Here is a 25,359-nt window from a genome sequence, read left to right on the forward strand (position 1 = left end):
TTGTTCCCCTATGTTTGCTTTCATACTGCGCCGCCTGTTGCAGGCCGTAGCGGTGATGCTCACCGTCGCGCTGCTGGCCTTTGTGCTTTTCCAATACGTCGGCGACCCTGTTACCATCATGCTGGGGCAGGACGCCACCGATGCCGAGCGCGTCGAACTGCGTGAACGCCTGGGCCTGAACGAGCCCGCCATCGTTCAATTCGGCCATTTCGTGGCCAACGCCGCGCAGGGCAATTTCGGCATTTCGCTGCGCCAGAGCGAACCCGTTTCCACTTTGCTCAAGTCCCGCCTGCCGGCCACGCTGGAGCTGTCCATGGTGGCCGCCTTGCTGGCGCTGGTGGTGGGCGTGCCGCTGGGCGTGTACACCGCGCTCAAGCGCAACAGCCTGGTTTCGCAGCTGCTGCTGGCCGGCTCCTTGCTGGGCGTGTCGCTGCCCACCTTCCTGATCGGCATCCTGCTGATCCTGGTGTTCTCGGTGCAGCTGGGCTGGCTGCCCAGCTACGGGCGGGGCGATACCGTCGCCGTAGGCTGGTGGACGTCGGGGCTGTTCACCGCCACCGGCTGGAAGCACCTGATCCTGCCGTCCATCACCTTGTCGTTGTTCCAGATGACGTTGGTGCTGCGCCTGGTGCGTTCTGAAATGCTGGAAGTGCTGCGGTCGGACTACATCAAGTTCGCCCGCGCACGGGGGCTGAAGCGCCGCGCCATTCACTTTGGCCACGCGCTGAAGAACACGATGGTGCCCGTCATCACGATCACCGGCTTGCAACTGGGCGGCATCATCGCGTTTGCCATCGTCACGGAAACCGTATTCCAGTGGCCGGGCATGGGCCTGCTGTTCATCCAGGCGGTGCAATTTGCCGACGTGCCGGTCATGGCCGCGTACCTGTGCCTGATCGCGCTGGTGTTCGTGGTGATCAACCTGGTGGTCGATCTGCTTTATTTCGTCGTCGACCCGCGCTTGCGTTCCGGGATGACTCGCGCCGGGGGGGCTCACTGATGCGCGCCGCACTCAAACGCTGGTGGGACAGCGACATTGCCTGGGCCTGGCGCCGCGCGCCCGTGGCCATCATCGCGACCCTGTTGCTGGTGACGCTGCTGATCGGCTCGTTCGGCGCCGGCTGGGTCGCGCCGCACAACCCGTTCGATCTGACTACGGTAGAACTGCTGGACGCCTTGCTGCCGCCCGCCTGGGAAGCCAACGGCCAGGCCACCTACCTGCTGGGCACGGATAGCCAGGGCCGCGACCTGTATTCCGCCATCCTCTACGGCACGCGCGTGTCGCTGTTGATCGGGCTGGCGTCGGTGCTGCTGTCGATGTTGATCGGCATCGTGCTGGGGCTGATTTCCGGCTACGCGGGTGGGCGCATCGATGCGTTCATCATGCGGGTGGCCGACGTGCAGCTGTCGTTCCCGGCGATTCTGATCGCGCTGTTGATCGATGGCGTGGCGCGTGCCGCCGTGCCGCGCGAGATGCACGAGCTGATCGCGTTCCCCGTGCTGATCGGCGCCATCGCGCTGGCCGGCTGGCCGCAGTACGCACGCACCGTGCGCGGGTCCACGCTGGTGGAGAAAAACCGCGAATACGTGCAGGCGGCGCGCGTGATCGGCGTGGCCTCGCCCGTCATCATGTTCCGCCACGTGCTGCCCAATGTGCTGGGGCCGGTGCTGGTGCTGGCCACGGTGCACCTGGCCACCGCCATCATCACCGAGGCGACCTTGTCGTTCCTGGGGGTGGGCGTGCCGCCGACCGCGCCGTCGCTGGGCACGCTGATCCGCATCGGCAACGATTTCCTGTTTTCCGGCGAATGGTGGATCACCATTTTTCCGGGCGCGGCGCTGGTGCTGCTGGTGCTGTCGGTCAACCTGCTGGGTGACTGGCTGCGCGATGCGCTCAACCCGCGGCTGAATTGAGGTAACCATGAGCGCACTTCTGGAAGTCCGCAATCTGCGCGTGGAATTTCCCACGCGCCGCGGCACGCTACGCGCCCTGGACGACGTGTCCTTTTCCATCCAGGCCGGCGAAGTGCTGGGCGTGGTGGGCGAATCGGGCGCCGGCAAATCACTGACCGGCGCCTCCATCATCGGCCTGCTGGAACCGCCGGGCCGTATCGCGGCGGGCGAAATCCTGCTGGCGGGCCGCCGCATCGACAACCTGCCCGACGAGCAGATGCGCCGCGTGCGCGGCCGCGAAATCGGCGCGGTGTTCCAGGACCCCTTGACGTCGCTGAACCCGCTGTACACGGTGGGCCGGCAGTTGGCGGAAACCATCGTCACGCATCTGGACATGACGTGGTCGCAGGCGCGCAACCGCGCGGTGGAATTGCTGGCGTCCACCGGCATCCCGGCCGCGCGTGAACGCATCGACCACTATCCGCACCAGTTCTCGGGCGGCATGCGGCAACGCGTGGTCATCGCGCTGGCGCTGGCGGCCGAGCCCAAGCTGGTGGTGGCCGATGAGCCCACCACGGCGCTGGATGTGTCCATCCAGGCGCAGATCATCGAACTGCTGAAACGCCTGTGCCGCGACCACGGCACGGCGGTCATGCTGATCACGCACGACATGGGCGTCATCGCCGAAACCGCCGACCGCGTGGCGGTGATGTACGCGGGCCGCGTGGCCGAGATCGGGCCGGTGGCCGACGTGATCCACAAGCCGCGCCATCCCTATACGGCGGGGTTGATGGGATCCATCCCGTCAATGGACGGGCACACGGAACGGCTGGTGCAGATCGACGGCAGCATGCCGCGCCTGAACGCCATTCCGCCGGGCTGCGCGTTCAATCCGCGTTGCGGCCAGCGCCTGCCGCGCTGCGCGACCGAGCGCCCCGAATTACTGCCGGCGGGCACGTCCCGCGCGGCCTGTTGGTTGCATGACGACAAAGCGATGGTGGCCGCATGAACGCGCCCTTGGTTGAAGTAAAGGATGCCGCGCGCTGGTTCGACGTGTCGCCGCCGTGGCTGGAACGCAAGCTGGCGGGCAAGCCGCGTGTAATGCTGCGCGCCGTCGACGGTGTGTCGTTCGACATTGCACGCGGTGAAACGCTGGCGCTGGTGGGCGAATCGGGCTGCGGAAAATCCACGGTCGCGCGCATGCTGGTGGGCTTGTACGGGCTGACGCGTGGCGACATCCGTTTCGACGGCCAGCCGCTGTCACGCATGTCGGAGAAGGGCGGCCGCAATCTGCGCAAGCGCTTGCAGATGATTTTTCAGGACCCGTACGCCAGCCTGAACCCGCGTTGGCGCGTGGGCCGCATCATCGCCGAACCCATGCTGACGCACACCACCATGACGCCCGCCGAACGTGTGGCGCGCGTCAGCGAATTGCTGTTGCAGGTGGGGCTGGACCCGGCTGATCAGGGGCGTTATCCGCATCAGTTTTCGGGCGGGCAGCGTCAACGCATCTCGATTGCGCGGGCGCTGGCGGTGAACCCGGAATTCCTGGTGTGCGACGAACCGACGTCGGCGCTTGACGTATCGGTGCAGGCGCAGGTGTTGAACCTGATGAAGGACCTGCAACGCAAGCTGGGGCTGACCTATCTGTTCATTTCGCACAACCTGGCGGTGGTGCACCATGTGGCCGACCGGGTGGGTGTGATGTACCTGGGCCGGATGGTGGAAGTGGCGCCACGCGATGAACTCTTTGCGCGGCCCAGGCATCCGTACACGCGGATGCTGCTTGAGGCGATTCCGGATATCAACGGGGCGGGCAAGCCGCGCACGGCGGTGGCCGGCGAAGTGCCCAATCCGCTGAACCCGCCATCAGGGTGCACGTTTCATCCGCGCTGCCCGCACGCCAATGACCGCTGCCGGGCCGAAGCGCCGGTTGCCATGTTGACTGGGGTTTCCGTGGTGGCCTGCCATGCGGTGGAGGAAGGGCGCGCCTGAGGAAGGATGCGCCCGAACGATAAGGGCGGGCTGCAATGGCGCCCAAGTCGTCACGGGCCGGACCCGACCCCGCCGGGTATCAGTGGCGGGGTTCGTGGACCGAGTCGTACGGCGTGTCGTCGTCCTCATCGTCCTCGTCCTCGTCTTCATCCTCTGCGTCGTCCGTGCTCGGGTCCGCTTGCGGTTCCTCGGTCAGCGCAAAGGGCAGGACGTCTTCCAGGTTGTCGGACCACGCGGATTCTTCGCCGTCGTGATCCAGCTTGATGAAGCGTTCGCCTTCGTTCAGCGAAATCTGCACGGCCCACAGGTACAGGCAGTCGTAGGTGTCGTCATCGGCATGCGGCAGCCCGCCGCGATTGCCCAGCAGGCGCGAGCCCGCGCCGCCCATCTGGACGTGAGTCTGCTCATCGTCCGCTTCCGCGCCTTCGTCCATCGGCACGCCATAGGTGACCCACTCGGTGCCTTCGTCGCCCAGGATGACTTCGGCCAGCACCGGCTTGCCCAGATAGGCGCTGAGGGCGTCGGCGGTCTTGGCCAGCATGTCCAGCTCGGACGTGCTGAAGTGGGTGACGGAGGCTGGGGGAGTGGCAGAGGCGGACATGAAGAGGGTTCCTGGGCGCGATGAAGCCGCGACGGCACGGCAAAATACGTAAAGTCAGGCGCTATTGTCGCGCGATCGGCGCTGCGTTGCATCAGGCGCTTGGATGACGCGGCGTTACAAGGCTGTCAGGCCCGCGCGGGCCGGCGGCTCAATGCCTTGCCGGCGTCCTGTTTTCAGCCTTTGTTCCACCGGCAATGCCCGACCTGCGGCCGTATCCCGATGGCGTACCGCGGCAACGGCACACCGTCATTCGGACAGGCCCTACACTTGCGCCCTGTTCTTATATTCCTCTTTCGCATCACCCATCCATGTCGCGATCCGACCCTTCCGCCGTTCCCGCCCGCTACCTGCTGTTTCCGCTGTTGGCTGCCCTGATCTGGTCCGTCAACATGATCGTCACGAAGATGGCCGCCGGCGTGATCTCGCCCGCCGTCATCGGCTTTTACCGCTGGGCGCTGGCCGGCGCCGTGCTGACGCCGTTCGCATTGCAAGGCGTGTGGACGCAACGCCGCCTGATCCTGCCGTACCTGCCCAAGTTCGCCGTGCTGGGCGGCTTGGGCATGGCGCTGTACCAAGGGCTGGCCTATGTGGCCGCGTCCAGCACCACCGCCACCAATATGGGCATCATCACCGCCATGATCCCGCTCTTGACCATCGCGGTGGGCACGGTGGTGCTGCGCCAGCGGCCCACGCTGATGGCGATGCTGGGCGGCGTGGTCTCGCTGGCCGGCCTGGCCCTGCTGATCGGCGAAGGCGACCCCGCGCGGCTGCTGTCCGTGGGCGCCAACCCGGGTGACCTGCTGATGGGCATGGCCGCGCTGGCCTATGCGCTGTATGGCGTGCTGCTGCGTCGCTGGGGCTTGCCGGTGGGCCCGTGGGTGTCGCTGTACGTGCAGATTGGGTTTGGCGTGCTGTTCCAGTTGCCGGCATTCCTGATGGCCGCGCCGTCGCCGTTGAACGCCGACAACGTGCCCGTGGTGCTGTACGCCGCGATATTTCCGTCCCTGTTTGCGCCTTTCCTGTGGATGCAGGGGGTCAAGCACCTGGGCCCGAACCGGGCCAGCATTTTCCTGAACCTGATGCCGGTGGGCACGGTGGCCATCGCTTCGGTGTTCCTGGACGAAAAGCCGCATCTGTTCCATATCGTGGGCGGCTTGCTGGCGCTGGCCGGGGTCATGCTGGCGCAGATGCGTACCCCGCGCCTGGGGGGACGGCGCGGGTAGAGGGGCGACGAAGGGGCGACGAAGGGGCAGTGACCCGGGCAGTGACCCGGGCAATGACCCGAGCAGCGACTTGAGCAGTGACAGGGACGGAGAACCGGAGCGGAGAACGGGGGGTAACCCCGACGTTCCGCTCCTGACGCACGCCTGTCAGGGTTCCGGCCTACAATCGACGGTTCATCAGCTTTCTTTCCCTATACGAGCCCATGGCCCAATACGTCTACACCATGAACCGCGTCGGCAAGATCGTGCCGCCCAAGCGGCAGATCCTGCGTGACATCTCGCTTTCGTTTTTTCCTGGCGCCAAGATCGGCGTGCTGGGCCTGAACGGCTCGGGCAAGTCGACGCTGCTGAAGATCATGGCGGGCGTCGATAAAGAGATCGAAGGCGAAGCCATTCCCATGCCGGGCCTGAACATCGGCTATCTGCCGCAGGAACCGCAACTGAACCCCGAGCACACGGTGCGCCAATCGGTCGAAGAGGGCCTGGGCGCCGTCGTCACCGCCAAGAAGCGCCTGGACGAGGTCTACGCCGCCTACGCCGAGCCGGACGCCGACTTCGACGCGCTGGCCGCTGAACAGGCCGACCTCGAAGCCATCATCGCCGCCGCCGCCTCCAGCGGTTCGGACGACATCGAACACCAGATGGAAATCGCCGCCGACGCCTTGCGCCTGCCGCCCTGGGACGCCATCGTCGGCAACCTGTCCGGTGGTGAAAAGCGCCGCGTGGCCCTGTGCCGCCTGCTGCTGTCCAAGCCCGACATGCTGCTGCTGGACGAACCCACCAACCACTTGGACGCCGAAAGCGTGGAATGGCTGGAGCAATTCCTGCACAAGTTCCCCGGCACCGTCGTCGGCGTGACCCACGATCGCTACTTCCTGGACAACGCCGCCGAATGGATCCTGGAACTGGATCGCGGCTACGGCATCCCCTGGAAGGGCAACTACAGCTCGTGGCTTGAGCAAAAAGAAGACCGCCTGAAGCAGGAAGAGTCCTCGGAATCGGCCCGCCAGAAGACCATCAAGAAAGAACTGGAATGGGTGCGCCAGAACCCGAAGGGCCGTCAGGCCAAGGCCAAGGCTCGCCTGGCCCGCTTCGAAGAACTGTCGTCCTACGAATACCAGAAGCGCAACGAAACCCAGGAAATCTTCATTCCCGTGGGCGAGCGCCTGGGCAACGAGGTCATCGAATTCAACAACGTCAGCAAGGCGTATGGCGATCGCCTGTTGATCGATAACCTGAGCTTCAAGATTCCGCCGGGCGCCATCGTCGGCATCATCGGCGCCAACGGCGCCGGTAAGTCCACGCTGTTCCGCATGATCGCGGGCCGCGAGCAACCGGATTCGGGCGAAGTCACCATCGGCCAAACCGTCAAGCTGGCCTACGTGGACCAGTCGCGCGATGCGCTGGAAGACAAAAAGACGGTGTTCGATGCGGTGGCCGACGGCGCCGACATCCTGACCGTGGGCAAGTTCGAAATGTCGTCGCGCGCCTACCTGGGCCGCTTCAACTTCAAGGGCGGCGACCAGAACAAGGTCGTGGGCCAGCTGTCCGGCGGCGAGCGCGGCCGCCTGCACATGGCCAAGACGCTGATCGCCGGCGGCAACGTGCTGCTGCTTGACGAACCGTCCAACGACCTTGACGTTGAAACGCTGCGCGCGCTGGAAGATGCCTTGCTGGAGTTCCCCGGCAGCGTCATGGTCATCAGCCACGATCGCTGGTTCCTGGACCGCATCGCCACGCACATCCTGGCCTTTGAAGGCGATTCGCAAGTGGTGTTCTTCGATGGCAACTACCAAGAGTACGAAGCCGACAAGAAGCGCCGCCTGGGCGAAGAAGGCGCCAAGCCCAAGCGCCTGCGCTACAAGGCATTGAAGTAAGCGCTGAAGTAAGTGCTGAAGTAAGTGCTGAATTGGCAATCAGCTTGTTCAGTCCAAGAATCCCGGCCCACGCGCCGGGATTTTTTTCGCGGCGATGAAATCAAAATTGCGTCGTGCGTCCGGTGCCTTGCTGTGGACCGAAGACAAGCGTCTGTGCTCCGTCGTCAAGACGCTGAACCTGTCCGGTCGGGTCGCCGCTATATCATTAGGCAACACGCGCGCGCTTCGGCTGCGCCGCGTTGCGGTTCCCCTCTATTCCGTTGCCGGCTTTCCGGAGATTCCCAATGCTGCTGCAAGCCTCCGATTCCACTTTCCTCATCGTCGACATGCAAGGTCGATTGATGCCCGTCATTCACGACAACGAGGCCGTGCTGCACACCACGCACAAGCTCGCACAGGCCGCGCGCTTGCTTGATGTGCCGGTCATCGCCACCGAGCATCACAGCAAGATGCTGGGCGTCACCGTGGATCCGTTGCGCGGCATCGTGCAGTCCACTTTTCAGAAGATGCACTTTTCTTCCACGCGTGAACCAGGCTTTGAAGCGTGGCTGCCGGCCGCGCGCAAGACCATTCTGGTGGCCGGTTGTGAAGCGCATATCTGCGTGCTGCAAACCGTGATCGGCCTGGCCGACATGGGCTATCACGCGGTGCTCGTGTCGGACGCGGCGGGCTCGCGCAAGCCGTCGGACCACCACGCCGCGCTGCGCCGCGCGCGGGCACATGGCGCGGATATCGTCACATCGGAAATGGCGATATTCGAATGGATGCAAACTTGCGAACATCCCCGTTTTCGCGAGGTGTTACGTCTCGTCAAATAGCCGACGCGCCCTGCAACATCGTCCCTGGGGCGCGCAATTATTCTCTCGCTGTTTGACACAATTCCTGGGCAAACCTAACACCACACGTGCGGATATTTTGAGATCCTGAAGTTTCTAAACCCATATGGGGATCGCGCGCTCGCGTCAGGTCCATGGTGCGGCCCCGGGGATAAGAATAGGAGCCTCATCATGAAAATCGCATCTCTTTCCAAAATCTGTGTCGCACTCGCAATGACCGCCGCCATGGCAGGCTGCTCGTCCTGGGATGGCATGAGCCATCGTCAAAAGAGCACGGTGGGCGGGGCCGCTTTGGGCGGCGTCGCAGGCGCCGTCATCACCAACGGCGGGGTCCTGGGTACGGTGGGTGGAGCGGCGATCGGCGGCGTGATCGGCGATCAGGTCGGCAAGCACTAAACGCTGCCCAGCAGCAAAAAGCCCGGCATTGCCGGGCTTTTTTTTGGCCGTGACCAAGATGCGATTCGCGCCGGCAAACCGGCGCGACCGCCGCATCACGTTTCGTTCTGCGGCATCTCGATCTTCACTTCCAACACTTCCAGCGTGTCCTGGCGTTCCAGGTGCACCTTGATGTCTTCGGGGTTGATCTTCACGTACTTTGAAATCACGGCGATAAGTTCCTGCTGCAGCTGCGGCAGGTAGTCGGGCGAGTCGCCGCGGCCCCGCTCGTGGGCCAGGATGATCTGCAACCGTTCCTTGGCGACGGACGCGGAAGTTTTCTTTTGACCAAGCAGAAACGACAGGAAGGACATTGCTTACTTGCCTCCGAACAGGCGTTTCAGGAAACCGGGCTTTTCGTAATCGGTAAAGCGCAGGGCCTTGTCTTCGCCAAGGTAACGGGCCACGACGTCCTTGTACGCTTCGGAGACGTCGGTCTCTTTCAGGTGGATCGCCGGCAGGCCTTGGTTGGAGGCTTGCAGCACGGCTTCCGATTCGGGAATGACACCGATCAGCTTGATGCGCAGAATGTCTTCGATATCGCCCAGCGACAGCATCTCGCCGTCGACCACGCGCTTGGGGTTGTAGCGCGTGAGCAGCAGGAATTCCTTGACGGGTTCACCGCCGTCCACCGCGCGCTTGGACTTGGCCGCCAGGATGCCCAGGATGCGATCGGAATCGCGTACCGACGAGACTTCCGGGTTTGTCACGACCAATGCGTCGTCGGCGAAATAAGCGGCCATCAGCGCGCCCGTTTCAATACCGGCCGGCGAGTCGCAGACGATGTATTCGAAACCCATTTCCTTCAGGTCGTTGATGACCTTTTCCACGCCTTCCTGCGTCAGCGCGTCTTTGTCGCGCGTTTGCGAGGCGGGCAGGATGAACAGGTTTTCAAGCTGCTTGTCCTTGATCAGCGCCTGGTTGAGGGTGGCTTCGCCCTGAATCACGTTGACGAAGTCGTACACCACGCGACGCTCGCAGCCCATGATGAGGTCGAGATTGCGCAGGCCGACATCGAAGTCGATGACAGCGGTCTTGTGGCCCCGCATCGCGAGGCCCGCGGAAAAACTGGCGCTCGTCGTGGTTTTACCCACGCCGCCTTTGCCGGAAGTCACCACAACAATGCGTGTCATGACGATCAAACCCTTATGTTCGAATAAATCGCGTTATCGTAAAGCAAAAAGCCCATGTAAGGCTTCTTACAGAATGTGTTGAGACCTGAGGTTCCGGACGATGTGCGTGGCGTGCGCGCACGCCGCCTTGCCATCGTCCGATCAGCTTTTCAGGGCCTCGATCCGCAGCGTGTCGCCATCCAGGCGAACCAGCGCCGGCTGGTTTTGCAACGTGCGGTCAAGCTTGTCTTCCACCACGCGGTACACGCCGGCCACAGCCAGCAGTTCCGCGTCCAGATGCGTCGTGAAAATGCGCGCCGAGGTATCGCCGCGCGCGCCCGCCATGGCCTTGCCGCGCAAGGGTCCGTAGACGTGCACATTGCCGTCGGCGATGACTTCGGCACCCTGGCTGACCATGCCGATCACGACCAGGTCCGTGTGGCGCGCGTACACGCGCTGGCCCGATCGCAGCGGCTTGGTGATGACCAGCGCCGATGCCGAATGCGGCGCGGCCTGCGTGGGGGTGGGGGCAGAGGTGGTGTTGCTGGCTTCGCGCGCGGGCATCGGCTCGGCGGACGTGGGCTTGGCGGGCGTGTCAGCCGCAGCGCTATCCGTGGCAGCGTTATCCGTGGCTGCGCTATCCGTGGCTGCGCTATCCGCCGCCGAGGTATCCGTGGGGGCGGGCGCGGTTTCAACGGCCGCGGCCGGCACCGACGGCACGGGCGTCGACACATCATTGGGCGGCGCGGTGTCCACCACGGGGGCAGGGCGCGCGGGCGGGGTGGAAAGCTCAACCGGTGCCAGGCCGGCGTCGCGCGCGGCCTTCAGGTTGGCGCCTTCGGCGACCACGCCGATGGCGGGCAGGTTGTGCGCGCGCAGCGCGGCAACCAGCGCCGGCCAGTCGATGGCGTCTTCGACGCGGCTGGCGTCGATGACCACGGGTTCGTTTTCAAAAAAGCTGCCGGCATCCGCCATGCGCTTGGCCAGCGCGGCGGCGAGGCGTTCGGGGTCCGCGCTGTGCAGAACCACGCGAATGGCATAAAGGGTGGCGCTTTTGAAGTCCAGGGCTAGCGATTCAGTATTCATCTTGATTGTGGCTGGCGGTCCGGGCGCCAGGAAAACGGCGCGCGTAACCGGCTGCGGGATGTCGGGCATGATAACCCGCGCCGGGGTGGGGTGCGCAGGGGGGAAGACGAAAGAACAAGGCGCCCGAAGGCGCCTTTTTCCGTGTTACGCACGCGTGGCGGCGTGGCGCGGCGGCTTAGCCTTGCGCCCAGGAATCGCGCAGGGTCACGATGCGGTTGAGCACCGGCGCGTCAGGCGTGGATTCCTTCAGGTCGGCCGTGAAATACCCCAGGCGTTCGAACTGCCAGGTGGCGCCCGGCGTGGCGACGGTGCCGGGTTCCAGCCAGGCCGTGACGGTCTGTTTGGAGTTCGGGTTCAGGCAGGTCAGGAAGTCCTTGTCGCCACCGTCGGGACGCGCATCGGCGAACAGGCGGTCGTACAGGTGGATCTGGGCAGGCACCGCGTGGGCCGCGCTGACCCAGGTGATGTTGCCCTTGACCTTGACGCTGTCCGCGCCCGGCGTGCCGCTTTTGGTCTCGGGCAGGTATTCGGCCTGCACCTCGACGATTTCGCCGGCTTCGTTCTTGGTGAAGCCGGTGCAGCGCACGACGTAGCCGTACTTCAGGCGCACGGTGTTGCCCGGGAACAGGCGGAAGTACTTCTTGGGCGCTTCCTCTCGGAAGTCGTCGCGTTCGATCCACAGTTCGCGCGACAGCGGGAATTCGCGCACGCCGGCTTCCGGGTCGTGCGGGTTGCGCGGCGCGGTGCAGGGCTCGGACTGGCCTTCGGGGTAGTTCGTGATGACCAGCTTGATCGGGTCTAGCACGGCCACCGAGCGGGCCGCGATGGGGTCGAGGTCGTCGCGCACGGCTTGCTCAAGCAGGCTGTAGTCAATGCGCGAATCGGACTTGGACACGGCGGTGCGGTCGCAGAACAGGCGGATCGAGGCCGGCGTGTAGCCACGGCGGCGCAGGCCGAAGATGGTCGGCATGCGCGGGTCGTCCCAGCCGTCGACGTGGCCTTCGCGCACCAGTTGCAACAGCTTGCGCTTGCTGGTGACGACGTAGCTCAGGTTCAGGCGGGCGAATTCATATTGGTGCGGCAGCGGCTGGGCCAGCTTGCCCAGTTCGGCCAGGCGCGTCAGGATCCAGTCGTAGAACGGACGCTGGTCTTCGAATTCCAGCGTGCAGACGCTGTGCGTGATGCCTTCCAGCGCGTCCTCCACCGGATGTGCCCAGCTGTACATCGGGTAGATGCACCACTGGTTGCCCGTGCGGTGGTGGGTGGCGTGGCGCACGCGGTACATGACCGGATCGCGCAAATTGATGTTGGGCGAAGCCATGTTGATCTTGGCGCGCAGCACCAGGCTGCCGTCGGGATGCTTGCCGTCGCGCATCTCGCGCAGCAGGGCGATCGATTCAGCGGCGGGGCGGTTGCGCCACGGCGAATCGGTGCCCGGCTCGGTCAGCGTGCCACGGTTGGCGCGGATTTCCTCGGGGCTTTGCTCGTCGACATAGGCATGGCCGGCTTGGACCAGGGCTTCGGCGAATTCGTACATATAGCCGAAGTAGTCGCTGGCGAAGTACAGGTTTTCCTTGCCATCGGCGGCCTTCCAGTCAAAGCCCAGCCAGCGCACGGCTTCGATGATGGCGTCGACGTATTCCTGGTCTTCCTTTTCCGGGTTGGTGTCGTCAAAGCGCAGATGACAGACACCGCCGAAGTCGCGCGCCAGGCCGAAGTTCACGCAGATGCTCTTGGCGTGACCGATGTGCAGGTAGCCGTTGGGCTCCGGCGGAAAGCGCGTGCGGATGCGGGCCGGGTCCGGGTCGCCCTGTTCCTGCACGGCGGCCGGGCCAGGCTTGCCCGCCCAGCGTTTGCCCTGGAAGCGGTTGGCTTCGAGGTCGTCCTGGACGATGTTGAGCAGGAAATTGGATGCAGCAGGGGTCGGCGTCGTGGCGGAGGTCATTCTTGAAAGAATAGGAAAAAGCGGCGACAAAGCGTCAATTTTGCCACGTTCCGCAACAGGGGCCTTTTTGAACCCTCTGCAACCGGTTTCAAACTGTCCCCACAGCCTTGTAACTGGCTCTACACTACGGGCCATCATGGATATATCCACCCTTTCCCTGGCCCGTGCGCAGTTCGTGGCCAGCCTGAGCTTTCTGGCGCTTTTCCTGGCGGTTTCCCTGGCGCTTGCCTGGGTGCTTCTGTTTTTTAAAGTGCGCGCCCGCTGGTCCGGCCGCCCCGGCTGGACTGCCGCCTATCGGTTCTGGGTGCGCATTTTTGCGCTGGCCTTCGTCCTGACATTGGCGGCCAGCGTGCCCGTGCTGATCCAGATAGGCAGCCTGTGGGCGGGCCTGATGGACAAGATCGGCAACGTGGCCGGCCCGCTGCTGGGCTACGGCATCCTGTCGGTATTCATCCTGAAGTCCTGCTTTCTGGGCGTCATGCTGTTCGGGCAGCGCCGGGTGTCCGACGGCGCCCATACCCTGGCCGTGCTGATGGTGGCCGTGGGCCAGTTGGTGGCGGTGTTCTGGGTGCTGGCCTTGCAGTCATGGATGCAGACACCCGATGGCGCGATCCTGGTCGATGGCCGCTACCAGGTCTACGACTGGGTGGCCGTGGTGCTGAACCCGTCGTTGGGCTGGCGCATGGCCGTGGTGGCGGTGGGCGCGGCGCTGGCTGCCTCGTTCCTGATGATGGGCGTGACGGCATTGCAGGCGCTGCGCCGTCCGCTGGGCGATGGCGAACGCAACGCCTTCAAGACCGCGCTGGTCATCGCCGTGCTGGCCGCGATCCTTCAAATTCCCGTGGCCACCGGCGCGGGCCAGATGGTGGCCAAGCTGCAACCGGCCAAGGCCGCCGCCGCCGCCGGCTTCTGGGAAAGCGGCGCCGAACCTCAGCTGGTGCTGTTTGGCTGGCCCGATGCGCGCGCCCACACCAACGTGTCCGACATCACCATTCACAATGCCGGTGGCCGCTGGCTGCATCGCAACGCCGACGGCACCTACCGGGGCCTGGACAAGTATTCCGGCATGTTGCCGCCGGTGGCCTTGACGTTCTGGTCGCTGCGGGTGGCGGTGGCGGCGGGGCTGTTGATGCTGGCCGTGGCGTGCGTGACGTTCCTGTGGACGTTCCGGCGCGGGCTGGACCCATCGACGCTGCCCGTGTGGTGGCAGCGCGTGCTGTGCGGCATGATGTTTTCGGGCGGGATTGCCGTGGTGGCCACTTGGTGGGTGTCGATCATCGGCCTGCAACCTTTCGTGGTGAACGGCACCATCACGCAATCCGAAGTGCTGGGGCAGATGCCGTCCAGCACGGTGCTCTACGGGCTGATGGGGTATGGCCTGCTGTATGCCCTGCTGCTGGCCGCGTTCACGGGCATGCTGTTTCACGCCGCCCGCTATGGGGTGGTGCCGGTACGTAAATTGGGCGGAGGCTCGCCATGATCGCCATGCTGGCCGCATCGCAGGGGCTCAGCCCCGAAGACCCTTCTTTCTGGATGCCGTTGGCCTTCATGGGCCTGTTGTTCGTGGTGATTGCCGCCGGCATGGTCCTGGACGGCTTCGATCTGGGCGTGGGCATCCTGCTGCAACTGGCGCCCGAACACGAGCGCGGCCGCATGATGTCGCTGTTGAGCCCGTGGCGCGACGCCAACGAATTCTGGTTGCTGCTGGGCATGGGGCTGTTCGCCTCGGCATTCCCGTTTGCGTGGGGGGCGGTGCTGGGCAAGCTGTACGGGCCGTTGACGTTCATGGTGCTGGGCGTGGTGCTGCGCAGCGTGTCGTTTGAATTCCGCATCCGCGCGCGCAACGAAATGAAGCCGCGCTGGATCTTCGGCTTTTGGGCGGGCTCCCTCATCACGGCGTTCGGGCAGGGCATGCTGCTGGGGCGCATCGCCACGGGCTATCAGTCCGATGCGGGCTACGGCTGGTTCGCCATGTTCGTCGGCCTGTGCGCGGTAGCCGCCTATGTGCTGCTGGGTGCATCGTGGTTGGTCATGCGCGTGGACGGCGATTTGCAACGCCGCGCCGCCTATTGGGCGCGCCACGCCATCCGCTGGACGGCGGTGGGCATGGTGGCCATTGCCGTGACGCTGGGCCTGGCCAATGCCGGCATCTTCTACAAATGGAGCAACATCGCGCACCTGAGCCTGGCCGCCACGGTGTGGGTGCTGATGCTGGCCGGCTACGTGGCGGCCGAAATGCTGCTGACGCGCCTTCCCGGCCGCGCCGACCGCTTCAGCTGGTTGCCCTTCGTGCTGTGCGTGGCGCTGTTCCTGCTGATGTTGAGCGGCTTGGCCTACAGCCTGTTCCCGTACCTGATCCTGGACGACATGACGCTGTGGGATGGCGCGGGCGCGCTGGGGTCGATGCGCCTGGTCATGGCCGGCGCGGTCGTGGGCATTCCGGTGGTGTTGGTGTTCAACATCCTGGCGTACCGGTCGGTGTTCGGCAAAGAACGCCCGCCGGTGCCGCTGTTGCCGCCGCCGTCGTATTGAGGCGCGGGGCGTGGGGGCGGGGCGCCGGGAAAAGGAGCGCTCCCCCGGGGGCGGGCCGTTACAGCACCGGCTTGGCCACGCGTTGCAGGATTTCTTCGCCGTAGGCTTCCAGCTTGCGCGCGCCCACGCCGCTGATGTGGCTAAGGGCGTCCATGGACTCTGGCTGCGCCAGGGCAATTTCACGCAGCGTGGCGTCATGGAAAATGACATAGGCCGGCACGCCGTGGCTCTTGGCCACTTCGCCGCGCCAGGCGCGCAGGGCTTCGAACACGGGTTGCAGTTCGGCCGGCAGGTCGATGGCCGCTGCCTTGGGCCGCCCGCTGCTGGTCTTGCCCGACCGCGTCTTCTTTTCGGATTCGCGGCGCAGCATCAGCTGGCGTTCGCCCTTGAGCACCGCGCGGCTGCCTTCGGTCAGGGCCAGGGTGCCGAAGCCTTCGTTGTCCACCGTCAACAAGCCTTGCGCCAGCAGCTGGCGCAGCACGCCGCGCCACGCGGTATCGCTAAGGTCTTCGCCCACGCCGAACACGCTTAGCGTTTCGTGGCCGTGCTGCTTGGTGCGGTCGGTGACCTTGCCACGCAGAATGTCGATGATATGGCCCGCGCCATAGCGCTGGCCGCGTTCTTTCCACAAGCGGTAAACGGCGGACAGCACCTTCTGCGCGGCCACCGTGCCGTCCCAGGCTTGCGGCGGTTCCAGGCAGACGTCGCAGTTGCCGCAGGCGGTAATGTGCTGGCCAAAGTACGCCAGCAGCCGCACGCGCCGGCATTCCACCGTTTCGCACAGGCCCAGCATCGCGTCCAGCTGTTGACCCAGCCGACGGCGATAGGATTCGTCGCCGGGGGATTCATCGATCATGCGGCGCTGTTGCACCACGTCTTGCAGGCCGTAAGCCAGCCACGCCGTGGCGGGCAGCCCATCACGGCCGGCCCGGCCGGTTTCCTGGTAGTAGCCTTCAACCGACTTGGGCAGGTCGATGTGCGCCACAAAACGCACGTCAGGCTTGTCGATGCCCATGCCGAAGGCAATGGTGGCCACCATGACCACGCCGTCTTCGCGCAGGAACCGGGATTGGTTGGCGGCGCGCACCTGCGGGCTGAGCCCCGCGTGATACGGCATGGCGTCAATGCCCTGGTTGCACAGGAATTCGGCGGTTTCCTCGACCCGCGCCCGCGACAGGCCGTACACCACGCCGGACTCGCCCTGGTGTTCCGTGCGGATCATCTCCAGCAGCTGCTTGCGCACTTCGTTCTTTTCAACGATGCGGTAGCGGATGTTGGGGCGGTCGAAGCTGGACACGAAGTGCCGGGCGTCGTCCAGCGACAGGCGTTGGGCGATCTCGGTCCGGGTCTCGGCCGTGGCCGTGGCCGTCAGCGCGATGCGTGGCACATCGGGCCAGCGCTCGTGCAGCATGGACAGGCCCAGGTATTCCGGCCGGAAATCATGGCCCCATTGCGACACGCAATGCGCTTCGTCGATAGCGAACAGGGCGATGCGGCCGCGTTCCAGCAGTTGCAGGCAGCGGTCGGTCAGCAGCCGTTCGGGGGCGACGTAAAGCAGATCCAGCTCGCCGGCCAGAAACGCCTGTTCGACGTCGCGGGCCACGCGCCAGTCCTGCGTGGAGTTCAGGAACGCGGCGCGCACGCCCAATTCGGTCAGGGCGTCGACCTGGTCCTGCATCAGCGCAATCAGGGGCGACACGACAATGCCGGTGCCTTCACGCACCAGCGACGGAATCTGGTAACAGAGCGATTTCCCTCCGCCCGTGGGCATCAGGACCAGCGCGTCGCCGCCGTCGATCACTTGTTCGACAATGGCTTGCTGGTCGCCGCGGAAGGATTCGTAACCGAAAACGCGCTGTAGTACGCCCAGGGCGCGCGCGTCAGACATGGGGGTAGGCCGGAAGCATCATGGCAGGGATTTTAAGCCGCAATTTCCGGGCGCCTGTTTCAGGGGGATATTTCCGTCCGGCTTGCGGCCTGCTACCAGCTCAGCCACGTGCCGCGCATGAAGGTGTCCACCGGCATGCTCAGGTTGGCCCGCCATTCATAGTTGCCCGACACGATGTCGCGGTCGGCGCCCACGGCCAGCTTGACCTTGGGCGCGACGAACATGCTGTGGGTCAGCCCCACGCGCTGCTCGGCAAGCACCGAGCCTTCGTGCAGGCCCGAATAGGTGCCGCTGAAGGTGCCCCAGCCCTGGATCGGCACACCGGCCGACAGCGTATTGCGCGATTGCGGGGCCGCGGCCACGCCGCCGGAGTAATTGGACAGGTCGCCGAACCCCGCACCGATCTGCTCGTTCGTGTAGCCCAGGTTGACGGCGTCCGCAACCTCGACGTTGTAGCCGAAGCGGTAGCGCCAGGCGTTGGACGCGTCGAACGAACTTTGCGTGGCGCCGGCCTGGAAGGTGCCGTATTCACCAGCGGCATAGGTGGTGCCCATGCCGCGCGTGGTCAGCGACGGGGCGCTTTGCATCTGGCCTTCGACGGTCAGCGCGGGCGTCAGGCCGTAGCGCACGCTGCCCATGCCGACCGATGCGCCATAGTCCACCGCGCCTGAACTGGCGGCGGGGTCCATGCGGTTGAGCTTGCCCACCGACGACGAATAGCCAAAGCTGCCCTCCGGCACGGTGGCGGCCGACCCGGCCCAATTGGCGATCTGCAAGCCGCCCACCGGGGCGGTGCTGCCCCAGGCGGGGGCGTTGGCGTTGATGTTGCCCACCGTCAGCGACGGGCCGGCGGTGTTGCGGTAGACCCAATTGCGGTCGCCGCCGTAACGCAGGCCGTCCTGGCCGCTGACCGATGAAAACCACGGGCGAGTCGGGCGCGACACGCCCGAAATCACCACGACGGGGATGCGGGGTATGTCACTTTCTTCCAGCGCGAAGGAATAGTCCGGCACGCTGCTGTCCGACGTGCCGCTGTCGTCCGGCGCATTGCCGTCGGCCGCGCCCGCAACCTGATCGTCGCAAGCCAGCGCGCCCCCCTCCATGCCTTGCGACAAGCCGGTATTCAAACCGGGAATTGCTTCGTCGCCGCTGTCCTCGGTGCCTTGCACGCTGGTGTCCAAGGCCGGCTCGGCGGCCCGCAAGCCGCAGGGCGGCGGGCCCAGGGGCACGGCACGCGATTCGATCGACGGCGCCGGACGCACGGGGATCGGCTGTACCGGGGACAGTACGCCGATGCCGCGTGCCACCAGCACCGGCGCGCCCTGGGCGGGCATCGAATTGGGAAGGGGGGACGCAGCCAGCGTGTCGGCAAGCGCGGTAGCCAGCGGGCAGCACATTCCCGCCGTCAGCGCCGCATGCAACAGCCGTCTGCGCCAGTTTGCAGGGGCGACCATAAAAACAGTGTAGAAAGGGGACGCCGCGGTAGCTGTAAACGATTTTTAGTAAACCGGACCAGCGGCAAGGCAAGCAGGTATTTTACGGCCAGTGGGCCGGTGCGGAAAAGGGTCCGGAACGGGTTTTGCAGATGGCCAAGCACCTGCAAACCAGTCGCCAATCACGCGCCGACCGCCCGTGGAGCTGCTGCCGGAGCGTTTCCAGACACCTGCCGTACATCATGCAACAGGTGTATTTCAGTTGATTTCCTGCCCCTTGCGGCTTGGCGCGCCGCGCCGCACTATGGCATCCATGGACAATCCTCATACCAAGCTGCTGGTCGTGGACGACGACCCGGCCCTAAGACAACTGCTGGCCGACTACCTGAATCGGCACGGCTACGACACCTTGCTGGCGCCGGACGCCACCGATCTGTCGTCGCGCATTACCCGCTACGCGCCCGACCTGCTCGTGCTTGACCGCATGCTGCCCGGTGGCGATGGCGCCGACGCCTGCCGCCGCCTGCGCGAGCAAGGCGAAGACATCCCCGTCATTCTGCTGACCGCGCGCGACGAGGCGGTGGACCGCATCATCGGCCTGGAAGCCGGCGCCGACGATTATGTCGGCAAGCCCTTCGACCCGCGCGAACTGCTGGCCCGCATTGAAGCCGTGCTGCGTCGCAAGCGCGGCCCGTCCGCGCTGACCAAAGACGCGCCGGTCACGTTCGGCCCGTTCCTGTTCGACCCGTCCACCCGCCAGTTGTCCCGTGACGGCACCGTCGTCAAGCTGACCGGCGGCGAAATCAACCTGCTGGAAGCGCTGGTGCGCAACGCGGGCAAGCCGTTGTCGCGCGAACGCCTGCTGGCGCTGGCGCGCGATGATGACGCGGGCGAACGCAACGACCGCGCCATCGACATCGCCATCCTGCGCCTGCGCCGCGTCATTGAAGACGACCCCAAGCAACCGCGCTGGATCCAGACCGTCTGGGGCATCGGCTACCGGTTTTCCCCCTGATGCGTTTTCCCGCCCGCTTTCTGGTGCCGCGCTCGTTGCGGGCGCGCCTGATCCTGCTGATCCTGGGCGCTGTGCTGTTGACGCAAGCGGCCACGCTGGTGACGGTGTCGTACTTCCGGCACAAGTTCATGGAAGACGTGGCCATCGGCTATATCGTCACCACGATCCGCACGCTGCGCGCGGCGCTGTCCGAGGTGCCCGCCGAGGACCGCGCCGATTTCGTGCGCACCGCGTCGCAGAACCAGTGGCGCCTGTGGTCGCGCGTGTTGCCGGCCGAAGCCAAGCTTCAGCGTTTCAACGGCCGCCGTCCGCCGCCGCCGCCACGTGCCGCGCCACGTCCGCCACCGCCGCCGTCTTCCGACACCCGACCCGACACCCGGCCCGATTCGCGACCCGATTCGCGACCCGACTCCCGGCCCGGCGAATCGCCGCCTCCGCCGCCCTCTGACGGGCGCGGCGTCGACCCCGGCGACTCGCGCAGCGCCCAGCAGCGCGAGGCCGACCACGCCGCCCATGAAGAGCGCATGAAGCGCTACCAGCCCGAACCCGACGACATCCGTCGCGACCTGCGCGTGCTGGTGCAGTTGCTGAACGAACGGCTCAATGACGGCACGCGCGTGGCGCTGTCGCGCGGCCCCACGCCCGAGATCTTCATTTCGCTGGCGCCCAATTCCGCCAGCGAAGACGTACCGCGCCTGCGCGAATGGCTGGTCATTCCGCTGGAACGGCTGGACCCGCCCGTTGCCACGCCGTTCATCGCGGCCTGGCTGGGCGGATTGGGCCTGTTGCTGCTGTTGGCCGTGGGCTTTTCGTGGCACATCACGCGCCCCATCACGCGCTTGGCCGATGCGGCCGACCAGCTTGCCGCCGGGCAGCCGCAGCGCGTGGAACCGTCTGGCCCGCACGAGACCCGCGCGCTGGGCGAACGCTTCAACGCCATGCTGGACGCCCTGGCCGAGTCCGACTCCGTGCGCCGCACGCTGCTGTCCGGCCTGCCGCATGACCTGAAGGGGCCGTTGTCGCGCATGTGGCTGCGCATTGAAATGGCCGACGATTCCAAGCTGAAGGAAGGCTTGCGCACCGACCTGCAAGACATGCAGCACATGGTCGACCAGTTCATCGGTTTTGTGCGCGGCACGGACCCGGCCGCCTACCGCTATGCCCCCATCGTGCTGTCCGACTGGCTGGTCGAACGCGTGGGCGCGTGGCAGGGGGCGGGCACCGATATCCATCTGGCGTCCGTGGACGACGATGCGCCGCTGGTGGTGCAGGCCGACGCGGTGGCGCTGGGCCGCCTGTTGGATAACCTGATCGGCAATGCGCTCAATCATGGCGCGCCGCCGGTCAATGTCAGCCTGCGCCGCGAAGACCGCGAGGCCGTGCTGGACGTGTCGGACCATGGCCCCGGCATCGTGCCGGAACGCCGCCAGGAGGCGCTGCGCCCCTTCAGCCGCCTGGACGACGCGCGTACCCGCACGGGCAGCGTGGGGTTGGGGCTGGCGCTGGCCGAGGCGATTGCGCGCGCGCACGGCGGGTCCCTGGAACTGCGCCAGGCGGAATCCGGCGGGCTGTGCGTACGGGTGAAGCTGCCGTTGTCGGAAAACGGCTGACGCGGGTGGGGGCCAGCTAGTCGCCCCCACCACGGCCCGCACCCGCCGACTCGCCATACGGTACGATGCATCCTGCTTCGTCCCTTGTCGTTTTTCGCACCATGGCCATTCAGTCCGATTCCCTTTCCTCTCGTCCCGACGCCCCTCGTATCGTGGCGCCGCAGCCGGTGTCGCCCAACGAGGAATCGATCGAGCGCGCCCTGCGGCCCAAGGCCCTTCAGGAATACGTCGGCCAGCAGCGCGCCCGCGAACAGCTTGAAATCTTCATCGCGGCCGCGCGCAAGCGCGGCGAGGCGCTGGACCACGTGCTGCTGTTCGGCCCCCCGGGCCTGGGCAAGACCACGCTGGCCCACATCATTGCGCATGAAATGGGCGTGCAACTGCGCCAGACGTCGGGCCCTGTGCTGGAACGCCCCGGCGACCTGGCGGCATTGCTGACCAACCTGGAAAAGAACGATGTGCTGTTCATCGACGAGATCCACCGCCTGTCGCCCGTGGTCGAGGAAATTCTCTACCCGGCGCTGGAAGACTTCCAGATCGACATCCTGATCGGTGAAGGCCCGGCCGCGCGCAGCGTCAAGCTGGACCTGCAACCGTTCACGCTGGTGGGCGCCACCACGCGAGCCGGCATGTTGACCAACCCGCTGCGTGATCGTTTTGGCATCGTGTCGCGGCTTGAGTTCTACAACGCCACGGACCTGGGCCACATCGTGACCCGCAGCGCGGGTTTGCTGAACGCCGTCATCACGCCGGACGGCGCGGCGGAAGTGGCACGCCGAGCGCGCGGCACGCCCCGCATCGCCAACCGCCTGCTGCGCCGCGTGCGCGACTACGCCGAGGTCAAGGCCAGCGGCACCATCGACGCCGACGTCGCGGGCCGCGCGCTGGCCATGCTGGAAGTGGACCCCCAAGGCCTGGACCTGATGGACCGCAAGCTGCTTGAAGCCATCATCCACAAGTTCGATGGCGGCCCGGTCGGCGTGGACAGCCTGGCCGCCGCGATCGGCGAAGAACGCGACACCATCGAAGACGTGATCGAGCCTTATCTGATCCAGCACGGCTACCTGCAACGCACGCCGCGCGGGCGCACCGCCACGCTGTCCACCTGGCGCCATCTGGGCCTGGCGCCACCGGCGGGCGCGGCCACCGGCAGCGGCGACCTGTTCAACAAATAGGCTAGTCGCCTCGGCGGGCGGCGCAATCGGCGTGACGGGTTTATGATCCTGGGGTTTTTCGACATTCCCGCGATCAAAGGACCAGATTTCCATGCTGCCCGAACTGCCTACCTATGATGACGTCGTACGCGCCAGCGAGCGCCTGGCCGGCAACGCCCACCGCACGCCCGTCCTGACCTCGGCCACGGCTGACGCGATCAGCGGCGCGTCGATCTTCTTCAAGTGCGAGAATTTCCAGCGCATGGGCGCGTTCAAGTTTCGCGGCGGCTACAACGCCATCGCGCGCCTGACGCCGGAGCAGCGCGCGGCGGGCGTGGTGACGTTTTCGTCGGGCAATCACGCGCAGGCCATCGCGCTGGCTTCCAAGCTGCAAGGCGTGTCGGCCACGATCATCATGCCGCTGGACGCCCCCGCGGCCAAGCGCGCCGCCACGGAAGGCTACGGCGGCAAGATCGTCACCTACGATCGCTACACCGAAGACCGCGAGCAGATCGCGCTGCGCATCCAGGCCGAAACCGGGGCCACGCTGATCCCGCCTTACGACCACGAAGACGTGATCACGGGGCAGGGCACGGCGGCCAAGGAGTTGTTCGAGGAAGTGGGCGAACTGGACTATCTTTTTGTCTGCCTGGGCGGCGGCGGCTTGTTGTCGGGATCGGCCCTGTCGGCGTTTGCGCTAAGCCCGCGTTGCCTGGTGTACGGCGTTGAGCCGGAAGCGGGCAATGATGGCCAGCAGTCGCTGCGCAAGGGTGAAATCGTCCGGATTCCCGCGCCCAAGACGCTGGCTGACGGCGCCGCTACCACGCACCTTGGCAATCTGACGTTCCCGCTGATCCAGAAGTATGTGCGCGATATCGTCACCGTCACGGACGCGCAGTTGGTCACCACCATGAAGTTCTTTGCCGAACGCATGAAGATGGTGGTGGAACCCACGGGCTGCCTGGCCGCCGCGGCGGTCATGCAAAACGTGGTGCCGGTAAGCGGCGCGCGGGTCGGTGTCATCATCAGCGGTGGCAATGTCGACCTTCCGGTCTACTCCCGGCTACTGGCGTCCTGACGCGGAAGTGGCGGCTCGTCCCCGGGCCGTCGATGCGTGCTTGCGGTTGTTGCCCGTGCAGGGCAGAATCGGGTCTCGATCCTGACTCGAACAGGGGCTGCGGCATGCGTATCCTTGTCATCGGCGGCACCGGTTTCATCGGCCGTCACCTGATTGCCCGACTTTCCGCCGACCTGCACCAGATCATCGTGCCCACCCGCCTGTTGGCGCGCGGCAGCGAATTGCAAGTCCTTCCGACCACCACGCTGATCCAGACCGACATCCATGACGATGCCGTGCTGGACCGCCTGGTGCGGGACTGCGACGCGGTGGTCAATCTTGTCGGCATCTTGCACGGCAACGTCGGCCGGCCTTATGGTTCGGCGTTCGCGCGGGCGCACGTGCATCTGCCGCAACGCATTGCGCGTGCGTGCCAACGTCACGGGGTTCGGCGCCTGCTGCACATGAGCGCGCTGGGGGCGGATTCCCAGGGCGACAGCATGTACCAGCGTTCCAAGGGCGACGGCGAGGCCGCTGTCAAAAGCGAATTCCCATCCGCCAACGATACGGGATGGACGATCTTCCGGCCCTCGGTGATCTTCGGCCCGGACGACAACTTCACGAATATGTTTGCGTCGCTGGCGCGCTGGCTGCCGGTCTTGCCGCTGGCGGGCGCCAACGCGCGCATGCAGCCGGTGTATGTGGGCGACGTGGTGGTGGCCATGGCGAACGCGCTGGGCGATTCCCAGACCTGTGGCAAGACCTATGAACTGGGCGGCCCGCAGGTTTACACGCTGGGTGAAATTGCGCGGCTGTGCGCGGCCTGGAGCGGCCATCCGCGCCCGGTGGTACCGGTGCCGATGGGCGTGGGGCGCATCCAGGCGCGCCTGTTCGAGTGCATGCCCGGCGAACCCTTGATGTCGCGCGACAACCTGGATTCCCTGCGCCGCGATAACGTCTGCGTGGGGCCGATGGCGCCTGAATTGCGCGTGGTGCCGACCGGCCTGGAAGCCGTGGCGCCACGCTACCTACAGCGGGCGCCTTAGCGCGCCAACGCCTTCAATGCCTGCTTGATGCCGTCGGACACGCCCACGCCTTCGGGCAGGGTCTTGAGCGCCGACAGCGACTCCTTCTCTGAATAACCCAGCGCCAGCAGGGCGTTCAAAATGTCCGACTGGTTGTCCGGCGTGGCGTGCGACGACGCCCCGATATCCGCGCCCAGCTTGCCGCGCATTTCCAACAACAGGCGTTCCGCCGTTTTTTTGCCGATGCCGGGCACGCGCGTCAGGCGGCCCGATTCCTGCAAGGTAATGGCCTGCGCCAGGTCGGCCACCGACATCCCCGACAACACCGACAGCGCGGTGCGCGCGCCAATGCCGCTGACCTTGATCAGCTGGCGAAACGCGCTGCGTTCGCCGGCGGTGCCGAAGCCATACAGGATGTGCGCGTCTTCACGCACGGTCAGGTGTGTATAAAGCGTGACGCGCGCGCCGGTCTCCGGCAGCGAATACAGCGTGCTCATGGACACGTCGATGTCATACCCCACGCCGCCCACGTCCACACAGATGGTGGGAGGCAGCTTTTCAATCAGGGTTCCGGTAATGCGTCCGATCATGGTGATGATGGCCTGGTAGCAATGGCGCGCGCGGAATGCGCGGCGAATGCGG

Annotated in this window: 23 protein-coding genes; 15 read left to right on the forward strand and 8 right to left on the reverse strand. The window is 65.6% G+C overall.

All coding sequences use genetic code 11. The features are described from left to right. The first annotated feature begins 10 nt into the window (after positions 1 to 10). The 4 genes from YH64_RS05855 to YH64_RS05870 are packed head-to-tail and all read left to right on the forward strand — an operon-like array spanning position 11 to position 3,888. Positions 11 to 1,000 carry an ABC transporter permease gene (locus YH64_RS05855; RefSeq protein WP_046803504.1) on the forward strand — a complete coding sequence of 330 codons (990 nt, stop codon included), beginning with the start codon at positions 11 to 13 and terminating at the stop codon, positions 998 to 1,000. Beyond that, entirely contained in the window at positions 1,000 to 1,914 is a 915-nt protein-coding gene (locus YH64_RS05860; RefSeq protein WP_046803503.1) for an ABC transporter permease, read from the forward strand. Before YH64_RS05855 ends, YH64_RS05860 begins: the two co-directional genes overlap by 1 nt. 7 nt (positions 1,915 to 1,921) lie before the next feature. Next, positions 1,922 to 2,902 carry an ABC transporter ATP-binding protein gene (locus tag YH64_RS05865; RefSeq protein ID WP_046803502.1) on the forward strand — a complete coding sequence of 327 codons (981 nt, stop codon included), beginning with the start codon at positions 1,922 to 1,924 and terminating at the stop codon, positions 2,900 to 2,902. Further along, positions 2,899 to 3,888, forward strand: coding sequence for an ABC transporter ATP-binding protein (locus tag YH64_RS05870; RefSeq protein ID WP_046803501.1), 990 nt, complete (start codon positions 2,899 to 2,901; stop codon positions 3,886 to 3,888). Before YH64_RS05865 ends, YH64_RS05870 begins: the two co-directional genes overlap by 4 nt. 79 nt (positions 3,889 to 3,967) lie before the next feature. Here YH64_RS05870 and YH64_RS05875 read toward each other — a convergent pair whose 3' ends face one another. Further along, positions 3,968 to 4,489 carry a hypothetical protein gene (locus YH64_RS05875; protein WP_046803500.1) on the reverse strand — a complete coding sequence of 174 codons (522 nt, stop codon included), beginning with the start codon at positions 4,487 to 4,489 and terminating at the stop codon, positions 3,968 to 3,970. A 308-nt stretch (positions 4,490 to 4,797) separates the two neighbouring features. On the opposite strand from YH64_RS05875, the gene YH64_RS05880 reads away from it, so the two are divergent. The 4 genes from YH64_RS05880 to YH64_RS05895 all read left to right on the forward strand — a co-directional run bounded on the left by YH64_RS05880 (position 4,798) and on the right by YH64_RS05895 (position 8,821). Continuing rightward, positions 4,798 to 5,712 (forward strand): DMT family transporter, encoded by a 915-nt coding sequence (locus YH64_RS05880; protein WP_046803499.1) that lies wholly within the window; start codon positions 4,798 to 4,800, stop codon positions 5,710 to 5,712. 203 nt (positions 5,713 to 5,915) lie between these two features. Continuing rightward, the gene (gene ettA, locus YH64_RS05885) at positions 5,916 to 7,589 is read left to right on the forward strand and encodes an energy-dependent translational throttle protein EttA (protein ID WP_006217650.1); all 1,674 of its coding nucleotides are present in this window, start codon (positions 5,916 to 5,918) and stop codon (positions 7,587 to 7,589) included. A 284-nt stretch (positions 7,590 to 7,873) separates the two neighbouring features. Beyond that, entirely contained in the window at positions 7,874 to 8,407 is a 534-nt protein-coding gene (locus YH64_RS05890) for an isochorismatase family protein (protein WP_046803498.1), read from the forward strand. A 189-nt stretch (positions 8,408 to 8,596) separates the two neighbouring features. Next, on the forward strand, positions 8,597 to 8,821 hold the full coding sequence (locus YH64_RS05895) for a glycine zipper 2TM domain-containing protein (protein WP_039882797.1): 225 nt from the start codon (positions 8,597 to 8,599) through the stop codon (positions 8,819 to 8,821). 95 nt (positions 8,822 to 8,916) lie between these two features. Here YH64_RS05895 and minE read toward each other — a convergent pair whose 3' ends face one another. The 4 genes from minE to YH64_RS05915 all read right to left on the reverse strand — a co-directional run bounded on the left by minE (position 8,917) and on the right by YH64_RS05915 (position 13,003). Beyond that, on the reverse strand, positions 8,917 to 9,174 hold the full coding sequence (minE, locus tag YH64_RS05900; RefSeq protein ID WP_006217654.1) for a cell division topological specificity factor MinE: 258 nt from the start codon (positions 9,172 to 9,174) through the stop codon (positions 8,917 to 8,919). Positions 9,175 to 9,177: 3 nt separating this feature from the next. Beyond that, positions 9,178 to 9,993 (reverse strand): septum site-determining protein MinD, encoded by an 816-nt coding sequence (gene minD / locus YH64_RS05905; RefSeq protein WP_006217655.1) that lies wholly within the window; start codon positions 9,991 to 9,993, stop codon positions 9,178 to 9,180. 141 nt (positions 9,994 to 10,134) lie between these two features. Then, positions 10,135 to 11,058 carry a septum site-determining protein MinC gene (minC, locus tag YH64_RS05910; protein WP_046803550.1) on the reverse strand — a complete coding sequence of 308 codons (924 nt, stop codon included), beginning with the start codon at positions 11,056 to 11,058 and terminating at the stop codon, positions 10,135 to 10,137. Positions 11,059 to 11,233: 175 nt separating this feature from the next. Further along, entirely contained in the window at positions 11,234 to 13,003 is a 1,770-nt protein-coding gene (locus YH64_RS05915; RefSeq protein ID WP_120153999.1) for a glutamine--tRNA ligase/YqeY domain fusion protein, read from the reverse strand. 136 nt (positions 13,004 to 13,139) lie between these two features. On the opposite strand from YH64_RS05915, the gene YH64_RS05920 reads away from it, so the two are divergent. After that, positions 13,140 to 14,483 carry a cytochrome ubiquinol oxidase subunit I gene (locus YH64_RS05920; protein ID WP_046803496.1) on the forward strand — a complete coding sequence of 448 codons (1,344 nt, stop codon included), beginning with the start codon at positions 13,140 to 13,142 and terminating at the stop codon, positions 14,481 to 14,483. Next, a complete protein-coding gene (locus tag YH64_RS05925) occupies positions 14,480 to 15,535 on the forward strand; it encodes a cytochrome d ubiquinol oxidase subunit II (protein WP_046803495.1) in 1,056 nt (351 codons plus the stop codon). Before YH64_RS05920 ends, YH64_RS05925 begins: the two co-directional genes overlap by 4 nt. Before the next feature lie 58 nt (positions 15,536 to 15,593). Here the strand turns inward: YH64_RS05925 and recQ are convergent, their stop codons facing one another. Both recQ and YH64_RS05935 read right to left on the reverse strand, forming a co-directional pair. Beyond that, a complete protein-coding gene (gene recQ / locus YH64_RS05930; protein ID WP_046803494.1) occupies positions 15,594 to 17,423 on the reverse strand; it encodes a DNA helicase RecQ in 1,830 nt (609 codons plus the stop codon). A 92-nt stretch (positions 17,424 to 17,515) separates the two neighbouring features. Continuing rightward, positions 17,516 to 18,877 carry a fimbrial protein gene (locus YH64_RS05935; RefSeq protein ID WP_223264804.1) on the reverse strand — a complete coding sequence of 454 codons (1,362 nt, stop codon included), beginning with the start codon at positions 18,875 to 18,877 and terminating at the stop codon, positions 17,516 to 17,518. Between the two features lie 292 nt (positions 18,878 to 19,169). Between YH64_RS05935 and YH64_RS05940 the strand changes: the two genes are divergently transcribed. The 5 genes from YH64_RS05940 (at position 19,170) to YH64_RS05960 (ending at position 24,738) form a co-directional block, all read left to right on the forward strand. Continuing rightward, a complete protein-coding gene (locus tag YH64_RS05940) occupies positions 19,170 to 19,871 on the forward strand; it encodes a response regulator (RefSeq protein ID WP_039882801.1) in 702 nt (233 codons plus the stop codon). After that, positions 19,871 to 21,481 carry an ATP-binding protein gene (locus YH64_RS05945; RefSeq protein WP_046803492.1) on the forward strand — a complete coding sequence of 537 codons (1,611 nt, stop codon included), beginning with the start codon at positions 19,871 to 19,873 and terminating at the stop codon, positions 21,479 to 21,481. The genes YH64_RS05940 and YH64_RS05945 overlap by 1 nt, the downstream gene beginning before the upstream one ends. A 101-nt stretch (positions 21,482 to 21,582) precedes the next feature. Then, positions 21,583 to 22,656, forward strand: a complete 1,074-nt coding sequence (gene ruvB, locus YH64_RS05950) for a Holliday junction branch migration DNA helicase RuvB (RefSeq protein ID WP_046803491.1) — start codon at positions 21,583 to 21,585, stop codon at positions 22,654 to 22,656. 91 nt (positions 22,657 to 22,747) lie between these two features. Beyond that, positions 22,748 to 23,713 carry a threo-3-hydroxy-L-aspartate ammonia-lyase gene (locus tag YH64_RS05955; protein ID WP_046803490.1) on the forward strand — a complete coding sequence of 322 codons (966 nt, stop codon included), beginning with the start codon at positions 22,748 to 22,750 and terminating at the stop codon, positions 23,711 to 23,713. Between the two features lie 104 nt (positions 23,714 to 23,817). Further along, a complete protein-coding gene (locus YH64_RS05960; protein ID WP_046803489.1) occupies positions 23,818 to 24,738 on the forward strand; it encodes a complex I NDUFA9 subunit family protein in 921 nt (306 codons plus the stop codon). Here the strand turns inward: YH64_RS05960 and ruvA are convergent. Further along, positions 24,735 to 25,307, reverse strand: coding sequence for a Holliday junction branch migration protein RuvA (gene ruvA, locus YH64_RS05965; protein WP_046803488.1), 573 nt, complete (start codon positions 25,305 to 25,307; stop codon positions 24,735 to 24,737). The two genes, YH64_RS05960 and ruvA, sit on opposite strands and share 4 nt — an antisense overlap. Positions 25,308 to 25,359: the final 52 nt, after the last annotated feature.

Origin of the sequence: Achromobacter sp. LC458, assembly GCF_001005835.2 — a bacterium.
GTDB classification, from domain to species: Bacteria; Pseudomonadota; Gammaproteobacteria; order Burkholderiales; family Burkholderiaceae_B; genus Achromobacter; species Achromobacter spanius_B.